Below are 19,633 nucleotides of genomic sequence, written 5' to 3'. Positions count from 1 at the left end.
GCACTGCGATGCGGAGGCAGCCTCTTGTTTACTGGCAACCTCCGGCAATCGCCAAAGATTTGTCAGCGGACGCCCCGAAAACGCAGCGGCCCTTTCGTCAACCGCGATTACTGGACCCCGTAGATCCGGGCGATATCATCGAGCATCAGCCGAGCTGCGATGATGCCGCCGGCCGTGTTCCAGACAGCGTCCGAAACGGCGTGGACCCTGCCCGCCTGGACCGCGGACAGCGACTGCCAGAGCGGGTCGTTCAGCACCTCCCCTTCCATTGCCTCGCCCTCGCCGTTTCCGGTTTCCCAGGTGAAGTAGAAGATACGGTCTCCATCCATATCGGGAATGCTTTCCTTGCCGGTACGGATCGCGAAGGCGTCGACATTCTGGTTGTCGGGCCGATCGAAGCCGATATCCTTCAACAGCACGCCTGAGAAACTGTCGAGCTGGTAAATGCGGATCTGTCCCGGCAGGAAACGGATGACGGAGACCTTTTCATCGACGGCATCACCGAGTTTCGCGCGCAGGTCGGCAACGGCCGTGTCATAGCCGGCGATCACCTCCCGGCCCTTTTCGTCCTGTCCGAGCGCTGCGGCGTAGAGTTCGAAGTTCACTTTCCAATCACCGCGCAGTTCCTCCGACATGACTGTCGGTGCGATGGCAGATAGCTGCGGATAGACTTCCTCGTGACGCTGACGATTGGCAAGAATGAGATCCGGTTCAAGAGCCGCAACCATTTCGAGATTGACCGCGCTCTCCGTGCCAACGGGCACGGCGTCGCCCATCGCCCCATCGATATGATCCCACCACGGGTCACCATGCCAGGAGTTGACTGCGCCGACGGGCTGCACGCCAAGAGCAAGCACGGCTTCTGTCCCCTCATTGGTGAGGACCACCACACGCTGAGGCTGGTCGGGCACGTCCACCGTCCCCATCGCGCTCGTGATGCTGCGCGCTGAAAGAGAGGTGGAAAAGAGGGTCAGGGCCAGTGCCGCAAGCCCGGCAAGTCGTATCAGGGATGACATCAGATCTCTCAACTTGATTATTATACTCATATTTTGTTTTAAAGTTGACCGTCACACTCCGCAATGTCAAATCGTCCCCAAAAGGATGGAACGCCGTGAAACGCTCCTTGTTGCTGCTGCTTCTGACATTGTTGGTTGCCGTGATCGCCAGCCTGCATCTCGGTGTGCACGTCTATGGCCCGGCCACGGTATGGTCGACATTTGCCAGCGGCGGTGACAGCATGCATGACATCATCATCCGCACATTGCGGCTGCCGCGCACGCTCAACGCCGTCCTGACCGGAGCCGCGCTTTCGCTTTCGGGCCTCTTCATGCAGGCCGTTACCCGCAATCCGCTGGCCGAGCCCGGCCTGCTGGGCGTCAATGCCGGGGCCGCTTTCGCGGTCGCGGGTGGCCTTGCGCTCTTTGGCGCCCTCTCGATTACCAGTATCGGCGTGCTTGCCATAGCCGGTGCGCTGGCGGCGGCAGCGCTGGTGTTCGGCCTTTCAGGCGCGCTCGGTCCTGAGACCGGACCAACCGGGATTCTGCTTGTCGGCGTGACCGTGGCGGCCATGCTTGCCGCACTCACCCAGCTCATCCTGCTTCTCGACGAGACAGCGCTTGAAACCCTGCTTTTCTGGCTTTCCGGCGGATTTGCCGACCGCCCGCTCCCGCTGCTTTGGATCGGCGGCGGCGCGCTCTTGATCGCAGTCGCCGGCGCGGCCTTTCTTGCACCCTCGATCGACGCGCTGCGACTTGACGATCACAGCGCCAGCGGCATCGGCGTCAATGTAGTCCGCACGCGCCTTGTGGCGCTGACGCTGGCGGCGGTGCTTTCAGCGGGCGCAGTCGCCATGTCGGGACCGGTGACCTTTATCGGCCTGATCGCCCCGCATATCGCCCGACGACTGACGGCAAAGCGGCCGGGTTTTGCCGCACTGGCCGTGCTGACCATGCTGACAGGTGCAATCATTGCCGTTTTCGCCGACATTCTCGCGCGGCTGATCGTGGCGCCCGGCGAAGCACCTATCGGCGCCGTGCTGGCCTTTGTCGGCGTGCCCTTCCTGATCCATCTTCTGCGGGCAAAGCGGCTGCGCGAGGTCGGTGTGTGAGGAATACTGCGCTCCGCATAGCCGTCTTGCTGCTGCTGCTCGCCGGCTGTCTGATCCTGGCTACCGGGCTCGGCTCGAGCTTCATCAGCCCCTCGCGGGTCGCGGCCGCACTTTTCGGCCATGGCAGCCGGACCGACGACATCATCATCTGGACGCTGAGGCTGCCCCGCGTTGCGCTGGCTACCCTTGCCGGCATGGCGCTCGGCCTTTCCGGCGCGATCCTGCAACGCGCGCTGCGCAATCCCATGGCCGCCCCCTCGATTCTCGGCATCACCGATGGCGCGGCGCTCGGTGTGGTCACCTTCCTGTGGCTTTTTTCCGACGAGGCCAATGTGCTGACGGTTTCGGTTCACTGGCAGCCGCTCGCAGCCATTCTCGGTGCCTGCGTCTTCGCGCTTCTGGTCGGAATGCTGACGCTCGCCGACCGGAGCCGCCGCGACCCGTTGCGCCTGATTCTTTACGGCATCGCTCTTGCGGCGCTGGCCAAGGCCTGCGTCACCCTGATGATGATCGTCGGGCCGGTCTATCGCGCCAGCCAGGCGCTGCAATGGATCACCGGATCCGTCAGCGCCGCCCACTGGATGGATGTCGGCGTGGTGGCCGCGGGGCTCGCGCTCAGCCTCCCCGTCCTCATTCTCATGCGCCTGCCGATGCGCCAGATCGTGCTCGATCAGCAGACGGCGGTGACGACCGGACTGGCCGTCGACCGCAGCCGGATCGGGCTTCTGGTGCTTTCGGTGCTGCTGACCGCGCTTGCAATATCTCAGGTCGGCGCGATCGGGTTCGTCGGGTTGATCGCACCGCATGCAGCACGTCTGTTTCTCGGACAGTTCCGGCCCGGATACCTGCTCGCCACCGCTCTCATCGGCGGCATTCTGGTGCTCGCCGCCGATACGCTGGCTCGCACGATTGCGAGCCCGCTGGAGCTGCCTGCAGGCGCGGTGACAGCGCTTATCGGCGCGCCGCTTTTCCTCTCGCTTATCCTCAGGAGGCACCGACGCAATGGCTGACACCCTCGCCACCCTCACCGCGCTTTCGGCAGGTTACGAGAGCTTCAGGGCGCTCGATGAGATCGATCTCGTTCTCCCAGAAGAAAAGGTGATCGCCTTTTGCGGGCCGAACGGCAGCGGCAAATCCACCGCGCTGAAAGTGCTGCGGGCGCTCCACATGCCGCAGTCCGGGACGGTGGACGTTGCCGGACGGCCGCTTGCCGACTGGACCGCCCGGGAGCTTGCGCGCGAGATCGCCATGCTCAGCCAGTCACCTGACGCACCTTCCGACATGACGGTCGCCGACCTCGTCATGCTTGGCCGTTACGCCCGGCGCAGCCGCTTTTCCGCTCCCTCCGCCGCAGATGCACAGGCGGTAGACCGCGCGCTGGAAACGACGGGGCTGCACGCCCTTCGCGAACGCAGCCTCGGACAGCTTTCGGGCGGACAGGTTCAGCGCGCCTGGATCGCAATGACGCTGGCCCAGGAATCTCCGCGCATCTTCCTCGACGAACCGACCAACCATCTCGACATCTGCCACGCGCTGGAAATCCTCGATCTGCTGCGCGTACTGAACCTGCGGGAAAAACGCAGTTTCGTCATCGTTCTGCACGATCTCAACCACGCCCTGCGCTATTCCGATCACGTGGTCCTGTTCGACGATGGGAAAATTGCCGCCGAGGGACCGACATCCGAGGTGCTGACGGCGGAACGGATCAGCAGCGTGTTCAACATCAATTGCCGCATGCTTGCGCTGCCGGGCGAGGACAAGCCTGTCATCGTGCCCTTTGCCCGCGCGACGATCTGACTGTTCTTCTACCGCCCGGCGCCTCGCGCCAGCGGCAGGGTCACGCCGTAGACAGCAGCAAGGTCATCCAGCATGGCCTGCGCGGCAAACCAGCCGCCCGCCGTCGCCCAGATGCCGTCATCCACCGCATGGACGCGTCCGGCCTCGACTGCGCCGAGGCGGACCCACAGCGGATCCGACAGAAACGCATCCGCCATCTGCTTTCCCTTGCCGTCGCCGCTGTCATAGGTCAGCCAGAAAATCCGGTCGCCATCCATGTCCGGAATGCTCTCGCGCCCGACCGCAAGCGAGAGACCGTCACCCTGCTGCTGGACGGGCCTGGAAAATCCGACATCGGACAGCAAATGGCCCAGAAAGCTGCCTTCCAGATAGAGATAGGTCTGGCCCGGCACGAAACGCACGACGGAGACGCGCTCGGCAAGACGATCGCCAAGCCCAGCCCGTAGCGCTTCGACGCGGGTTTCATAGGAGGCCAGCGCCGCGGTCCCTTCCGCGCTGCGGTTCAGCGCTTTCGCCACAAACGCCAGGTTCTCCTGCCATGCACCAAGCCCTTCCACGAAAACGGTCGGCGCGATTGCCGAGAGCTGGCCATAGATTTCCTCATCCCGCTTGCGGCTGCCGATGATGAGATCGGGCTGAAGGGCTGCGAGCAGTTCAAGGTTTACCGCAAGCTCTGTGCCAAGAACCTCGGCACCGGACAGCCTGTCGTCAAGATGCGGATACCACGGATCTCCATACCAGGAGCGGGTCGCGCCGACCGGCACCACACCGACGGCAAGGGCTGCCTCCGTGGTCTCGTTCGTCAGCGTAACGACACGCCGAGGCATATCAGGCACAGCGGCCGACCCCATCGCGTGATCGATCGTGATTTCTGCGCGAGCAACGCCCCCCGACAAAAGCCCCAGGGAGATGAGTGCGACAGCAAGACATTTGAATGGCACTAGCAAAGCCCCCGAAACAACCAAATTGCAATGATAATACATGAGTAAAATAATCATATTTGTCAATGTCACGCTGTTATCTGCAGGTCGCAGCAAGCGAGTTCAACGACTGTTTGAAATCAGGACAGAGGTGAATTTCGAATCCTGATCTGTGGTGAAGTTATCGGCGTGCCATAATGGGCAAGTGCTTCCTAGGCCGCTCCGATGCAGAAATAGGCGGAGCCGCGCGATGCGGATTTAGGCTGGCCCATAGCCCAGACCTGATTGGACCGGGTATCCGCCAGCTTTCGCAGGAAGTAGCGATGGATTTTGCGGCTTGACGCCGGTTTTGAGGTGTTCGGGTGGAGATATATCGCCTTAGATATCCGTCCCTTTAGACCATGGGCGATGCCGACCGACGGTTCGTCGACAATAGGCGGATCTCGCTCCGAGAATGCGCGGCATCATTACCTGACACACGCCTGTCGATTTGATCGTTTTTGTCTCCGCGGCCGGTGCCCGCACGCCTGCACGGCACCCCTGCGGCTCCAACGCTATGCGTTGCTCTTTTCCGTTTCCCGTGACAGGTCCTCGGTGATCCGGAGTTCCGTCTCGGGGTCAAAGAAATGCACCGCATCCGAGGCAAAGGACAGCCTTATTGACTGGCCCGGATTGTGGTCCACACGCTTTCGGAAAACGCACACCACGCTCTTGCCGTCGAGGCTGGCATTGAGATGGGTTTCCGATCCTGTCGGCTCGATCAACTCCACTTCTGCGCCGACAGCTTCGGGGCCACCAACCGCGACCGCCGCCAAGGTCGATCTTACCCCGCAGGAAGTTCATAGCCGGCGAGCCAAGAAAACCTGCGACAAACATGTTGCGCGGGCTGTCATAGAGCTCCAGCGGCGCGCCGACCTGTTCGATATTGCCGCCCTGCAATACCACGATCTTGTCAGCCATCGTCATCGCCTCGATCTGATCATGCGTGACGTAAACGATGGTGGAGCCAAGGCGCTGATGCAGCGCCTTGATCTCCGAGCGCATCTGCACCCTGAGCTTGGCGTCGAGATTGGAAAGCGGTTCGTCGAACAGAAAGACCTTCGGGTCGCGCACGATTGCGCGCCCCATCGCGACACGCTGGCGCTGGCCCCCGGAAAGCTGGGCCGGCTTGCGTTCGAGCAAGGGCTCAAGCCCGAGAATGGCGGCCGCTTCAGCGACCTTGGCCTTGACCTCGTCCTTCTTGGCACCCTGAAGTTCAAGCGAGAACCCCATGTTCTGCGCCACTGTCATCTGCGGATAGAGCGCGTAGTTCTGGAACACCATCGCGATATCGCGCGCCTTGGGCTGGAGATTGTTCACGACCCGACCATCGATCGAGATGTGACCGCCGGTGATGGTCTCCAGACCGGCGATCATCCGCAGAAGCGTCGACTTGCCGCAGCCGGACGGCCCGACGAGGATGACGAATTCTCCATCGGCGATATCCACGGAAACGCCGTGTATGACGTTGACGACGCCATAGGATTTCCGCACGTTTTTTATCTCAACAGAAGCCATGACCGTTCTCCCTGTCAGTTCGACTTTTTGCCGCGCGGCCGCACGCGCACTGCCAGATAGGGCTTGCCGGGCAGTTCCACGCCAAACGCCGCGTCCGCCTTGCCGCCCCGCACCACCGCGCCATGGCGGATGGGATGCGGGACCGGAGCGGCGTGACGGTCATGTTCCAGGTGTCGATGATGTCGATGTCATAGTCGCCATCTTCCTGCGGGAAGCCGGAAGACCAGATCACCGGCTGGTGCTCGCCGAAATAGACATAGCGTACATCACCGTCGGCAGCGCCTGAAACCCGCGTCCAGGGAAAGGGGTGTCCGGTGAGGCCAAACGGCGTTAGCCCATTGCTGACATCCTCCTTCAGGATCTCGAGCAGGAAGCCGATCCGCTCGTAGCTTTCACCGTGCAGTTCGCCACCCTTTGCCCACCAGAGCAGGTCATCGGGCTGGGAATAGGTCTCGCCATGACCCGCATAGCCGCCGCGCATCACGGTGATCCAGAAGCGATGCACCAGTTCCTGCGCCGTGATGCTGCCCCAGCATTGAACGACATTGCCTTCATATTCGGACTCGTCGTTGACAACGGCTTGCCGAAGTCCTTCAGCCATTCCCGCGTGAGCTTGGCGTGCATCGGCTGCAGTTTTCGGTGCGGACGATGTGCCGGCCTCTCCGGGTTCACCCAAGTGGATTTTACGCCTGGCTCAAAGCACCGCTGAGCAACCGGGCCATCGAGGACAAGCGACAGACAGAGCTGTTGAGGTCTTCGTGGGAAGACAGCGGCAAGGTTTCCGGCTACCGCAAACTGCATGATGACCTGCTGGATCAGGGGGAGACGTGCTGCCCGAACCGGGTTGCGCGCCTGACCCGTCTTGCCGGCATCAAGGCCCAGATTGGCTTAAAGCGACGGCCCGGAAGCCACGGTGGAAAACCTTCTGTTGCCGTCGACAACACGCTCGACAGACAGTTTGACGTGGAGGTGCCGGATAAGGCCTCGGTGACTGATATCACCTACATCCGGACCTTGGAGGGCTTCGCCTATCTGGCGGTTGTCATCGACCTATATTCCCGCCGCGTCATCGGCTGGGCACTTCAAAGCCGTCAGGCGACAGATGTCGTTCTACAGGCGCTGCTTTCCGCTTTATGGCGACGCAAGCCAAAACAGCCAGTGCTGGTCCATTCGGATCAGGGATCGCAGTTTGACCTTCATGGACTGGGCTGCCTTTCTAAAGCAGCACAATCTGGTTCATTCAATGAGCAGCCGGGGAAACTGCCGCGACAACGCGGTCGTCGAGAGCTTCTTCAATCTTCTCAAGCGAGAACGGATACGCCGAAGGGTCTATCGCTCACGCGAAGACGCCAGAAGGGATGTGTTCGATTACATCGAGATGTTCTACAACCCTAAACGTAAACATGCCCGCAATGGCATGCTGTCGCCCGTCGACTTCGAACGACAGCAGAAAATCTAAACCGAGGGTGTCTACAAAACGCGGGGCTATTCACCGCCAAACACAGGCAGTGGGGCCTGAGGCGGTCGCGCTACAGGCCGTAGCGCTCCAGTATTCTCTCAATCTCTCGGTCCTGCGCAGGGTCCGGCAGAAGGGCGGGCTGGCGGGAGAGACCGACGGACGGATCACGCAGGAAAAGCGCGCGCTTCACCAGTGCCGGTGGATAGCCGAGCTTGTAGAGATCGGTCCTGAAGGCCGTGAAGATTTCCTGTGCCTGCTTCGCCTGCGCCTCATTGCCGGCATTAACGCCTGAAACAATCTTCGCAAGCACCTCAGGCATGACGTTTCCGAGACCGGAAATGCAGCCTTTGGCGCCGTTCGTCAGGGCCCAGTGCACGAGCTGGTCCGGGCCGGAATAGACGTCAAATCCTTCGACAGTGCGACCGACCTCCATATAGGCTTCAAGCGTTTCCTGCGCGCCGCCGGAATCCTTGATGCCCGCGATGTTGCCGTGAGCGGCGAGCCGGCGGGCGGTCTCGGGCTCGATATGGTTCTGGGTCCGCGCCGGGATGTCATAGAGATAGATCGGCGTCTTCACCGCATCTGCAACCGTGGTGAAATGGCGCTCAAGACCATCCTGCGTGCAGGCGATGAAGAACGGCGTGATCACAGCGATGCCATCGACACCGATCCTGTCGAATGCTCGAGCGAGCTTTACCGTCTCAAAGGTCGCAGGCATGCCGGCATTGACGATGACGCGGGCCTTGCCGCCGACCTCATCGACCACCTCGCCGCACAGCCTTACCTTCTCGTCGAAGGTCAGGGCGGAAAAATCGCCGTTTGTCCCGGCGCACATGATGTTGTTGCCCGCTGCCACCTGGCGGCGCACCTGCGCCCGCGTGGCGGCGTAATTGATCGTTTCGTCATCATTGAAACAGGTGACGAGCGCGACGAACGCTTCCTTCTTCTCCGACATCATTCCTCCTCAACCGCGCGCGGCGGCTCCCATTCGCGCGGCATAATCGAGCGCCGCGAGCATATTGACGTGATTGGCCTTGCCCGTTCCGGCAATGTCAAAGGCCGTGCCGTGATCGACCGAGCAGCGATCGATCGGCAGGCCGAGCGAGACGTTGACGGCGGTATCGAAGGCAACAAGCTTGATCGGGATATGCCCCTGATCGTGATACTGGGCGATGACCAGATCGAAGGCGCCATTATAGGCGCGGTGATAGACCGTATCGGCCGAAATCGGCCCCTCCACGTTGATACCCTCCGCCTTTGCCGCCGCCACCGCCGGCGCAATCGCATCGTCATCCTCCCGTCCGAACAGGCCATTTTCACCGCAATGCGGATTAATCCCCGCCACCGCTATGCGCGGCGATGCAAGCCCCATGCGTTTGAGATGACGATGGCCGGTGCGGATGGTTTCAAGAACCCGTTCCGTCGTCGCCCGTCCGATTGCATCCTTGAGCGAAACATGAGTCGAGACATGCACCACGTTCAACCGCTCGGAAGCGAGCAGCATCCATGACGACTTCGACCCCGTCAGATGCGCCAGCATGCCGGTGTGGCCGTCATAATGATGACCTGCTGCGTTGAGCGCGGCCTTGTTGATCGGCGCCGTGACGATGCACGCGGCCTCGCCGGCCATGGTAAGCTCCACCGCTCGGGCGATATAGCGATAGGATGCCTCTCCGCAGGCCGGGCTCAGCACGCCGAAAGTCTCCGGCAGGCCATCGACGGCGATGTGCTCGACGCGGATACCATCGCCTTCATCGTCGGGGGCCAGAACTGGCAGATCGAGGCCGCAGACCGCCGCCGCGCGGGCCATAGTGGGCCGGTCACCGACCACACGGACCTGACGGCGCAGATCAGGATCCCGCGCCGCGAGCGCCCTCACGCTGACTTCAGCGCCCACCCCGGATGGATCCCCCATGGTGATGACGATTGGCTGGTTCATGAAGGCCTCCCGTTAGCGACATGCTACAAAGTTATTAACTTATAGGTAAACAGGTTTCAATATCCACTGCATACTTTCGTTAAGAATGCAGTTTTCCCTTGAAAATTATTCCCTTTTTTACAAAAAATCGATACGTAATAATAATTACAACATGGGAGAGAATGATTGCCTCCAGAGGTTCTGATCATTGCCGATGACCTGACAGGTGCGCTCGATTCGAGCGTGGCCTTTGCGGGACCGGAGCGATCTGTGCTCGTCGCGCGTCATGCCGACGCCATTCCCGACCTTCTGGACCGCCGACCGAATGTCCTCGCCGTCAATACCGCGAGTCGGGAGTGCGCCCCTGAGACGGCCGCGAAACGCATGACGGCCGCCCTCGCCGCGCTGCCGCTGAACGACGTTCCCGTGATCATGAAAAAGGTCGACTCGCGACTGAAGGGCAATATCGCTGCCGAAATGGCCATTCTCCAGAATGCGCTCGGCAGCCGCCGCGTCATTGCGGCACCTGCAATCCCCACCATGGGCCGCTGTGTCCGAGGCGGCCTACTGAGCGGCAACGGCATTGCGCAGCCAATCGCGGTGGCAGAGCGCCTTGGCGTTTCCGCCGAAATCCCCGATGTGGCGAACGACCGCGACATGGCGGCGATCGTCGCGCAGGCCGGAAACGACACACTGTGGGTCGGTGCCCGAGGCCTTGCCTTTGCGCTGGCGGGCGAGGCTGGAACCGTGCAGACACACCGTTCCCGCCTTGCGCCACCACTGATGATCGTCAACGGGTCGCGCGATCCGATCACGCTTGCGCAGATCGAACGCCTCGGCGCACTGACACCGCTCATCGAAGCGCCCGACGGCGCGGTCCCGCTTGTCCGCGAGCGCTCCTTCGCCATCACGATCAGCGATGGCGGCGGCGGTGAAGCCGGCGATGTCGCTGGTGCGCGCTTTTGTGCAAGTATTGACAAGCTGCTTCACACATACAAGCCCCAATCCCTGCTGATCTCCGGCGGGGAGAGCTGCAATGGCATACTGGATCGTCTCGCGATCAGAAGTTTACAAGTGGAAGCGGAGCTGCGACCCGGCCTGCCGGTCAGCAGAGCGATCACGCCGTGGGGTAATTTACAACTCGTGACAAAATCCGGTGGCTTTGGTACGCCATCCCTTCTCGCCGAGATCCTTACCGAGACGATGGCGGACGTCAGCCAATGACGAAGAGGACATTCGATGACCGACAATCTGGACAATGAAGCAGATGGCGGCACCTCGCCCCGGCGCACCTCTCTTTCGGACAAGGTCTATGAGGCGCTGCGCGGCCGGATCATGCGTGGCGATTACGGCGCCAATGAAAAGCTTCCGGCGGAAAAGGATCTCTCCCTCAAATTCGGCGTGTCGCGTCCTGTATTGCGCGTGGCGCTTGAACGGTTGCGCGACGAGCGGCTGATCTATTCGCGCCAGGGCGCCGGCAATTTCGTGCGGATAAAACGCGAGACAGCGCTCGGCTACACCCCCGTCGAAACGATCGCCGATATCCAGCGCTGCTATGAGTTCCGCCTGACCGTGGAGACCGATGCCGCCGCCCTTGCCGCGCTGCGATGCAATGATGCCGTCCTCGCCGAGATGGAGCGCGCGCTGCACCTTCTGTCAGATGCGACCGGCCAGCAGCTTCACCGCGAGGATGCGGACTTCGCCTTCCACCAGTCTGTCGCCCAGGCCACCAACAACCAGTACTACGAGGAAACGCTGAAGGCGCTGCGGGCCCACATCTATGTCGGCATGAAGCTGCATGGCGAAACGCTGATGTCCGATGGCGCCTGGGCGCTTGAGGAGGTTCTAGCCGAGCACAGGGCGATCTACACCGCCATCAGGGAGCGTGCGCCGGATGCCGCGCGAGCCGCGATGCGCGTCCATATAGAGCACTCGCGCGAGCGGCTGTTCGGTGGCGGCCTGTTCGATCTTTCGTTGTGAATGCCGACCGGCGGCCCGCCTTCCCCCCAGAGTGCTCGCCCCTAGAACGCGCTTCGGTAGATCGCGTACACGTCATCGACCGACATGTCGCGCGGATTGTTGTCCATGAGCCTGCGGATGGCATACGCTTCCTCCGCCCATTGCCTCAGCTCCGCCTCGCCCGCGCCATGGGCGCGAAGCTTCATCTCGACACCCAGTTTCGCGCAGAAGCCGTGGGCTGCCTGATGCACGGCATCCGGGTTTTCAGCCGCGGCAAGGCCGAGCGCTCGCATGATCTCGCCGGTCTTTTCTGCGGCCACCGGCTGGTTAAAGGCCAGCACATGCGGAAAGATGATAGCATTGGCGAGCCCGTGGGGCAGGCTGAGCCTGGTGCCGAGCGGATAGGCCAGCGCATGGCCCGCGGCCGTATTGACCGGCCCGAGACAGATGCCGCCGTAATAGGACGCAAGCATCATGCCGGCACGGGCCTCGGCGTCGTTTCCGTTGGCAACCGCGCGGCCAAGATAACGCCCGATGAGACCGATGCCGAGCCTTGCATAACCATCGACCAGATCGTGCGCCCGAATATTGGTAAACGCCTCAACGCAGTGGGCGAGTGCATCGATGCCTGTCGCAGCCGTCACCGCCGGCGGCACCGAATAGGTCAATTCGGGATCCAGAATGGCGATATCGGCCAGAAGAAACGGGCTTTCGACCGCAAGTTTCGATTTGGTTTCAGGGTCGGTCAGCAGCGCCCGGATGCCGGCTTCAGAGCCGGTACCGGCCGTGGTCGCGACTTGCGCAAGCGCTGTTCGCCGGCCGGAAACCTTGTTCGGACCGACGACATCGCGCACCGACTGGCCTGCATCCCAGAGCGCGGCCGTCAGCTTGGCAACGTCGAGAACAGAGCCGCCGCCAAGCCCTACGATGAGGTCCGGCTTGTGCGTGCGGGCCGCCTCCAGAACCGTCTCGAATGCAGGAAGGTCAGGCTCCGGCGGCGCTTCCGCATAGACCCGAACGTCGCCCGCAAGGCGAAGCCGGTCTACATATTGCGCAGTCGGGCCACCGGCGATGACGAAAGGCCTTTTAGCTGATGCCGCCCAATCACCGAGCTTTGCCGCCGTACCGACACCGATTTCAAGCCGCTTCGGCTGATGGAGCGTGATCGGGCGATCCATGCTGCTCATTGTCTTTCCTTTCACGATCTGCGGCCCGGCACCTGTGCGAGGAGCGCGGCAACCGTTTCGGCATTGAGCTCAACATGCCGGATGGCACGGCGGTAAAGCGTATAGGCGATATCGAGCCCACCATCGTCGCGCAGCAGAAGCACCGGATAGGAAAGCTCCTTGTTCCTGCCATCAAGCGAGTTGTTGGTAAGGCAGGTGCCGGGGCTTTCCTCGACCGTGTAGCGCACCGGGAAGGTTCGCCCGCCATCGCCGGAAAGACACAGCGCAAGCGGCGCACGCTCCACCCCCCACACCGGTCTGCAGCCCGCACTGGCCTCCGGCCGCGTGTCGTTACCCTCAAGCTCGTCATAAAGCGAGGCGCGGCGCGCGGCCGACTGGGCAGCAGAAACCGGATTGCAGACCATGGCGACCACGTCACCGGCAATCCGCACCGCATTGATGGAACTGTTGTTGTTCGGCACATCCGTCGGCGATGGCGCGCTCCAGCTGCGTCCACCGTCGTGGCTTTCGGAGCGATGTACGAAGTCGGCCTGACGGCGGCGATAAAGCGCGATCATGTCTCCATCGCCCATGGCGACGGGCGTCATGTGAACCGCTCCGGGCGAATTCGCTACATCGGCAACAGCCCAGCTTTCACCCTCATCAGTGCTGACGGCAACGGCTGCGGTATCAAACGCACCCGTCCAGCGGATACCCGGGCGCGGATTGCAGCGAAACAGCGGCAGACACCATGCGCCGTCATTCCGGACGAATGGCATTGCGCGAATGAATGTGCCGGCCGGAAGGCCGGTATCGCGCCCGGCATCTGCCACCAGCCGCCCTTCTTCAAGCACAAGCTTGCGAACAAAAACCCGCGCCTCATCTTGATTCCCGGCGGGCTGGGCGGTGTTGAACAGAAGCATATCGCCGGCCGGCGTGACGAAAATGACCGGGTTCTGCTCCGAGCGTCCGGGATCATCCGTCAGCTTTTCGGCCTCGCCCCATGCCTTGCCTTCGGTGTCGAGAACCGAAGCATAGATGGAGATATCCGACTTACCCTCAAGCGTGCCGCCAAACCAGCAGCAGGCAAGGCGTCCGCCGGGAAGCCGCGACAAAAAGGCGGCATGGTTCTGCACCGTCGGCGCCGGCAGAATAGCCTGCCTGCCGCCAGGTCGCACCTCCAGCTTTCCCGTCATCTTTCGGGCAATATCCTCCGGCGACATGCGCATGCTCCTCCACTCCATTCCGGCATCAAAAAGCAGCCCAACGAACAAGTTGTCAAGTTGAAGTTTTGAACCAAAACCCGCCGACGTTTCATCGGATGACAATTTTATCAATAAAATACAAATATTTAATATCTATAAAAATTTCATCGAGATGATTGTTATCAGAAGTCGTTTGACAAACTTTATCAACTTTACCAATATTGCGAAAGCTTGATCCGGCGAGGAGGCCGGGCTTGTGCCGTTGATGGGCTTCGTCAGTCCTGTTTTTTCGCGCGGGCAGCAGCGCGAAGGTCCGAACGACGTTATGCTGCGAAGTTCCTGGAGGAGGAAAACAATGAAACACAAGACATTGCTTGCCGGGTGTCAATCAGCGTTGTAATGGGACCCCATTTAGGCGTCCAAAAGGAACCCCTCCCTTGGGTTGCACTCGGCGATCAGCGCGCGCAGGCCCGGAGCCATCAATTTAGCGTAGAGGCTTGCGGGCGCGGGTTGTTTGGCTTCTTCGGCTTTAGCTTTGAGAACGGTTTCTGAAGCGCCAGGATTCGTTTCCGGTTTCGATGATCTCGCAGTGGTGCGTGAGCCGGTCGAGGAGCGCAGCGGTCATCTTTGCGTCGCCAAACACGGCCGAAGCAGCGCTCATGCTGACCGATCTCGACGCCATCCTGGCGAATGACGATGTGCTCAGCGTATGCGTGGATCTCGGCCGGACGGCCCACAGCGGTCGACAGTACGGAATACTTGTTGTTGTCGAAGCGGACGAGGCAAGTCTTGCCGATCGCGGCCTGAACAGCATGGAAGCCATCGAACTTGCCCGGGTATCCGATCAGATTGGATCGCTCTTCCTCGAAGACGTCCCAGACCGTGCGCTGTGGCTGATCGACATGTTTGTGGGCACGGGCGTAATTGATGCATTTGTCCAGCAGCCACCCGTTCAGCTCCCCATAGGACTTGAAGCGTAGTCTTGGTGTGAAGAAGCGCTCCCTGACCAGGTTAACCTGGTTCTCGACCTGTCCCTTCTCCCAGCCGGACGCCGGCGTACAGGCCACTGGCTCGACAAGGAAATGACTGCACATCTGTGAGACAAACGGCGGTTGTATTGCCTTTCCTTGCCGACAAAGACCGTCTCCACCGCGGTCTTCATGTTGTCATAGATCCCGCGCGTACAAGCCCCGCCGAAGAAGGCGAATGCCCGGTCATGGGCGTCGAAGACCATCTCCTGTGTCTCTCGCGGATAGGCCCTTACATACATCATCCGGCTGTGGCAGAGCCGGACATGCGCCACCTTGATGGTTGTCGTCACGCCGTTCAGCACGACAATCTCGTGGCTCCAGTCGAACTGGTAGGCCTCACCGGGTGCGTAATAGAGCGGCACATAGGCTTCTGTCGAAACAGAACCGCGCTCCTTAGACCATTTGCGGGCATAACGCCGGACGGCATCGTAGCCGCCTTCGTAACCTTGATCGCGCAGATCTTCATATATCCGGATGAGCGTCAGCCGTTCGCGCGACGGCTTGGCATCATTGGCGAGCAGTATTCCATCGAGCTGGTCCTGCCACGGTCCAAGCTTCGGGCGAGGCTGCGTCGTGCGCTCATAGGAGAACGCTGTCTCACCACCGCGCAGAACCTTCCGTACCACTTTACGCGAAATGCCCAATTCCCGGCAGATCGCTTTGATCGGCATGCCTTGCGTCAGGGCAAGCCGGCGTATCTTCGCAATTGTTTCCACAACAAGCATCCAAATAAAAAGCCTCCGAGATAAACCGGAGGCTGTTGTAACCCCTGTGCCAGAAGGGGTCCCTTTTGGAAGCCGATCACCCCTCTAACGGGGTCCTTATTCCACGCCTAATCACACGGGTTGAAACGGTTTCCCTCAAGAACGACGGACAATAATGGACTACAACATACTGGCGAAACCCGCCCACTTTCTCTAGACCTTCGGGCTTGTCCCGAAGGTCGCCAGACTCGCCAGCTCAACCCTCTGCGCCAGCGCCCTCAGCGCCCAGGACCGATGCGACGACCGCTCTCATGCGTTGGCCGGTTTCGTCGAGACGTGTCATATCGTCATCATGTTCGGGTGAAGTAATACCGTTGTTTTCAGACAAGGATCGCCTCGCGACCACATGCAGCTCATGGTGAATTTCCTCCAGTTGCCGCGCTTCCGGATACGCCTTGCAGAGCTCTTGGCCGGCATCCGAATGCAGCCAGACGCCAAACCGGCACAAGGTATGATCAAGCTCCGGGGGCTCAAGCGAGCGATCCCTGACCGCGGCCTTGAGGCGGCGCATCCATACGCGATGATAGGTGCAGGCGACCAGAAGCTGCACCATCTCTCGCGATATCGCTCCCTGCGCCTGCCACGCATCAGGCGACGACCAATTCTTCACCCAATCGGTGACGAGATGCGCCGGCATCGGGCGCGCCACAAAATACCCCTGGAAGGTTTCGCAGCCCAGTTGCCTGAGAACGATCCCCTGCTCCAGCGTCTCGACGCCCTCGGCGACCACCTTGCACTGCATGGCCTCCGCCAGGCTCATGATAGCAATCAGGATCGAGAGGATGTCGGGATCGTCCGTCACCTCGGCGATCAGGCTTCGATCGATCTTCAGCGTCGAGATCGACAATCGCTTGAGCTGGGCAAGGGATGAGTAGCCGGTGCCAAAGTCATCAATGGCGAATCCGACCCCAAGCTTCGTCGCGCGGAAAATCGTCTCCACCACGTCCGGGTTTTCAACGAAGTCGCTGGTCTCGAGCAGTTCCAGTTCGACCTGTCCGGCCGAGACATGCGGGTTTTCCGCAAGGGCCGCCTCCAGGTTCGAGACGAAACGCTCATCGAGCAGCACCTGCAACGACACATTGATCGATATCGAAAGCGTCCTGCCGTTTCGAGTCCACTCATCGAGTTGTCCGATCGCCGTCCGAATGACCCATTTCGCCAGATCAAGGGACACCGGATGCTGCTCGATCTGCGGCAGAAAAACGCCTGGCAGAAGAAGCCCGTTGGTCGGGTGGTTCCAGCGCAGCAGCGCCTCGAAGCCTTCGACCGTGCCGGTATTGGCGTTGACCTTCGGCTGATAGTAGAGTTCGAATTGCTCCTGCTCCAGAGCATGCCAGATCGCTCCGGCGTCATACTCGTCTCCTTCCGGAACCTGACCATCGGTCTCGCCGGCGACATGGTAGCGGTTCTTCCCCTGGATTTTTGCTTGGTACATGGCGTGGTCGGCCCGCCTGAGCAGCGTTTCGCCATCCGCATACTCGTCCTGTCTGAGCAGCGCTATGCCGATGCTTGCCGAAACGCCATGACTGCCCTGCGGGGTCTCAACCGGTTTGCTTGCAGCCTTGAGGAGGCGTTGAGCGGCAGACGCGCAGTCTTCGATACTTGTAATGTTCACCAAAAGGGCTGCAAACTCGTCCCCGCCGATGCGCGCCACGGTATCCTGCGGCCGGACGCATTCGGCAAACCGTTCCGCGATCGTGATCAGCAGGTGATCGCCCGCCGCATGGCCAAACTGATCGTTGATCTGCTTGAAGCCGTCGAGGTCGATGAACAGCAGGGCGATCATCGTCCCGCTGACTGCGGCCTTCTCGATCGCCTCATTGAGGCGCTCGTTCAGCAGCATGCGGTTGGGTATGTTTGTCAGGACGTCGTAATAGGCCGAACGCTGCAACTCGCCGAGATGGATTTTTTCGTCCGTTATGTTACGCATGAACGCGAAAACATTGTCGGTCTGGTAGAGATAAACAAGGTTCATCTCCACGAACAGTTCCTGGCCGCCGGTAATCTTCAGGCCGGCCTCGACCTTGTTCTGTCCGCGATAGTTGATCTTCGCGAGGAGGCTGCGCAGGTCGGCATCGACCTCGTCAAAACCCAGCTCTGAAATGTTGCGGCCGACGATCTGCTGGGCGCGCCGGCCGATCAACGAACAGAACGCCTCGTTTGCCTCCTTGATCCGCCCCTGGCGATCCAGCAGGATGAAGCTCTCGACGGAATTTCTCAGGATTGCGCGATATAGCTCCACGGATGACTGCAGTTCCTTCTCCGCCCCCTTTCGCAGCTCCACCTCTTGCTGCAATGCTTCGGTCTTTTCGCTCAGGCTGTCATTTCTCTGCGCCAGCGCCGCAGCAATTTGCTCCTCGCGAATGTGAGCGCGCGCCAGTCTCCAGCTGACGATAGCCAGAAGGCCGAGAACAAGCGCGGTGGCCATTCCGCCCCGGCGCCAGGATGCACGCGCGATTTCGGCGTAATCCGCTCTTGGCAGAAAATGGACGAGATACCATTGCTGCCCCTCATTCAGTTCCAGTCGGCCCAAGCGACCCGCGCCGCCAGGCTCCGCGCTTGCATCCGAGGGTTCGAACGGATCGACGGACTTGAATGTCCATATCCCGTCCGCTCTTTCAATCTGTCCCTCCGCGTCTCGCTGGATCGTGGCCCACATATCCGGGTACTGCGTACCGAGGCTCATGTCGGGCAGACCGTACATAAATCCCCATTCTACGGCAAGGTTCGGTCCCTGTAGCCAGTAGCCGTCCTGATTGACCAGCCAAAGGTTGCGCTCTCCTAAGGCTTGGAGCTCCGTCAATAAAGGCCGCGCGAGGTAATTAAGCACTATCACGCCGCGGCGAGCGCCTGTGCTATCGAAAACCGGCGTGGCAAAACGGATGACAGGCTTTTCGGGTGCCTCAACGATTCCAATCTCGACATTGAGATCGAGCGGCGAAACATAAATCTCGCCACGCGTCAGTTGCTCCGAATTCTGGAAGTAGTACCGTTCGGATTTATCCTGCAGGAGCTGAGGGTCAAGAGCCGCAATCTCGCCTCTTACATGCTCTATCCGGACCTGCTCCATGCCGGTCTCGTCAATCCACCTGATCTGGTCATACCGGCCTTCCTCGCGCGCGAACGTGATCCAATCCAGCTCCAGCTCGCGCCTCGTAGAGACATTGTCATTTTCGAGCAGTCGGTTCAAAACGCCATTATTGGCCAGATAGGAAATATCCCTGACCGGCGCTTCCATATTGTTGTCAATGACCACTTCGCCGCGCGACACCGTTTCGTTGTTCTGGACGAAAAGGATTTCGATCTTGCTTGCTATGCTGGCATTGATGGCCAAGAGAAGTGCCACGACCACGATTGCCGCCGGGGGCGCGAAGAAGACCACAAAACGAAAAGCGAAACCCTTGCGCCGGAACACGATGCCATCCTCCCGTGTGGTAGCCTTTCGATCCGCACGCCGATCTAAGACTCAGGTGTGAGCCTCCGGATCGCTACCTTGCGCCGAGCCTAACATGTTGCGAACCCGGCAGGAATCCGAATCATTATTGCGTTTTCTCGTCAGACTGCAGGGGAGCCTGCGGTTTGGCAAATTTCACCGGGAAGGAAGCGACAATCGCGACCGGACCGGTAGACGCTTTTTTTAGGGGAAATGCGCAACGACACGAGAGCAAGATGCGCGCGTTAACGCGCTTTGAATTTCAGATCATGGGCCGCGTCCTCGGTTGACCTTCAACGCCGTGCAAAGGACGCGCA

The 19,633-nt window shown here is 60.6% G+C and carries 12 protein-coding genes and 5 pseudogenes; 6 read left to right on the top strand and 11 right to left on the bottom strand.

The features are described from left to right. Window positions 1–107: 107 nt before the first annotated feature. Window positions 108–1,016 (bottom strand): ABC transporter substrate-binding protein, encoded by a 909-nt coding sequence (locus tag TM49_RS09625; protein ID WP_045680846.1) that lies wholly within the window; start codon window positions 1,014–1,016, stop codon window positions 108–110. 95 nt (window positions 1,017–1,111) lie between these two features. Here TM49_RS09625 and TM49_RS09620 point away from each other — a divergent pair, with 95 nt between their 5' ends. The 3 genes from TM49_RS09620 to TM49_RS09610 are packed head-to-tail and all read left to right on the top strand — an operon-like array spanning window position 1,112 to window position 3,904. After that, a complete protein-coding gene (locus TM49_RS09620; RefSeq protein ID WP_045680844.1) occupies window positions 1,112–2,107 on the top strand; it encodes a FecCD family ABC transporter permease in 996 nt (331 codons plus the stop codon). 26 nt (window positions 2,108–2,133) lie between these two features. Further along, window positions 2,134–3,117: a FecCD family ABC transporter permease gene (locus tag TM49_RS09615; RefSeq protein ID WP_244464831.1), complete on the top strand. Its 984-nt coding sequence runs from the start codon at window positions 2,134–2,136 to the stop codon at window positions 3,115–3,117. Further along, window positions 3,110–3,904 carry an ABC transporter ATP-binding protein gene (locus TM49_RS09610; RefSeq protein WP_045680842.1) on the top strand — a complete coding sequence of 265 codons (795 nt, stop codon included), beginning with the start codon at window positions 3,110–3,112 and terminating at the stop codon, window positions 3,902–3,904. Before TM49_RS09615 ends, TM49_RS09610 begins: the two co-directional genes overlap by 8 nt. An 8-nt stretch (window positions 3,905–3,912) precedes the next feature. Here the strand turns inward: TM49_RS09610 and TM49_RS09605 are convergent, their stop codons facing one another. From TM49_RS09605 to TM49_RS09595, 3 genes and pseudogenes are all read right to left on the bottom strand, one after another. Beyond that, complete coding sequence (locus tag TM49_RS09605) at window positions 3,913–4,731, bottom strand: iron-siderophore ABC transporter substrate-binding protein (RefSeq protein WP_244464861.1); 819 nt, start codon at window positions 4,729–4,731, stop codon at window positions 3,913–3,915. 647 nt (window positions 4,732–5,378) lie between these two features. Beyond that, window positions 5,379–6,381, bottom strand: a pseudogene (locus tag TM49_RS09600) (ABC transporter ATP-binding protein). A 14-nt stretch (window positions 6,382–6,395) separates the two neighbouring features. Then, window positions 6,396–7,023: pseudogene (locus tag TM49_RS09595) on the bottom strand (DUF5605 domain-containing protein); the annotation flags it as partial. Here TM49_RS09595 and TM49_RS09590 point away from each other — a divergent pair. Beyond that, window positions 7,003–7,840, top strand: a pseudogene (locus tag TM49_RS09590) (IS3 family transposase); the annotation flags it as partial. The pseudogenes TM49_RS09595 and TM49_RS09590 sit on opposite strands and share 21 nt — an antisense overlap. Window positions 7,841–7,910: 70 nt before the next feature. On the opposite strand, the gene TM49_RS09585 reads toward TM49_RS09590, so the two are convergent. Together TM49_RS09585 and pdxA are read right to left on the bottom strand one after the other, a co-directional pair. Further along, window positions 7,911–8,795, bottom strand: a complete 885-nt coding sequence (locus TM49_RS09585) for a dihydrodipicolinate synthase family protein (RefSeq protein WP_045685064.1) — start codon at window positions 8,793–8,795, stop codon at window positions 7,911–7,913. Window positions 8,796–8,804: 9 nt separating this feature from the next. After that, window positions 8,805–9,779 (bottom strand): 4-hydroxythreonine-4-phosphate dehydrogenase PdxA, encoded by a 975-nt coding sequence (pdxA, locus tag TM49_RS09580; RefSeq protein ID WP_045680838.1) that lies wholly within the window; start codon window positions 9,777–9,779, stop codon window positions 8,805–8,807. A 165-nt stretch (window positions 9,780–9,944) separates the two neighbouring features. On the opposite strand from pdxA, the gene TM49_RS09575 reads away from it, so the two are divergent. Then, the gene (locus TM49_RS09575) at window positions 9,945–10,982 is read left to right on the top strand and encodes a four-carbon acid sugar kinase family protein (RefSeq protein WP_045680836.1); all 1,038 of its coding nucleotides are present in this window, start codon (window positions 9,945–9,947) and stop codon (window positions 10,980–10,982) included. A gap of 15 nt (window positions 10,983–10,997) precedes the next feature. After that, a complete protein-coding gene (locus TM49_RS09570) occupies window positions 10,998–11,738 on the top strand; it encodes a FadR/GntR family transcriptional regulator (RefSeq protein ID WP_045680834.1) in 741 nt (246 codons plus the stop codon). 41 nt (window positions 11,739–11,779) lie between these two features. Here the strand turns inward: TM49_RS09570 and TM49_RS09565 are convergent, their stop codons facing one another. From TM49_RS09565 to TM49_RS22625, 5 genes and pseudogenes are all read right to left on the bottom strand, one after another. Then, the gene (locus TM49_RS09565; RefSeq protein WP_045680832.1) at window positions 11,780–12,904 is read right to left on the bottom strand and encodes an iron-containing alcohol dehydrogenase; all 1,125 of its coding nucleotides are present in this window, start codon (window positions 12,902–12,904) and stop codon (window positions 11,780–11,782) included. A gap of 11 nt (window positions 12,905–12,915) precedes the next feature. After that, entirely contained in the window at window positions 12,916–14,106 is a 1,191-nt protein-coding gene (locus tag TM49_RS09560; protein WP_045685063.1) for a sialidase family protein, read from the bottom strand. Window positions 14,107–14,617: 511 nt separating this feature from the next. Next, window positions 14,618–14,737, bottom strand: a pseudogene (locus TM49_RS23025) (ATP-binding protein); the annotation flags it as partial. After that, window positions 14,730–15,844 (bottom strand): annotated as a pseudogene (istA, locus tag TM49_RS09555) (IS21 family transposase); the annotation flags it as partial. The pseudogenes istA and TM49_RS23025, both read right to left, overlap by 8 nt. A 235-nt stretch (window positions 15,845–16,079) precedes the next feature. After that, window positions 16,080–19,298 carry an EAL domain-containing protein gene (locus TM49_RS22625; RefSeq protein ID WP_052699794.1) on the bottom strand — a complete coding sequence of 1,073 codons (3,219 nt, stop codon included), beginning with the start codon at window positions 19,296–19,298 and terminating at the stop codon, window positions 16,080–16,082. Window positions 19,299–19,633: the final 335 nt, after the last annotated feature.

The sequence above is a fragment of the Martelella endophytica genome (assembly GCF_000960975.1).
In the GTDB taxonomy this organism is placed as follows: Bacteria; Pseudomonadota; Alphaproteobacteria; order Rhizobiales; family Rhizobiaceae; genus Martelella; species Martelella endophytica.
The sequence above is the reverse complement of the archived record's forward strand: the minus strand, read 5'-3'. Positions and strand labels throughout refer to the sequence as shown.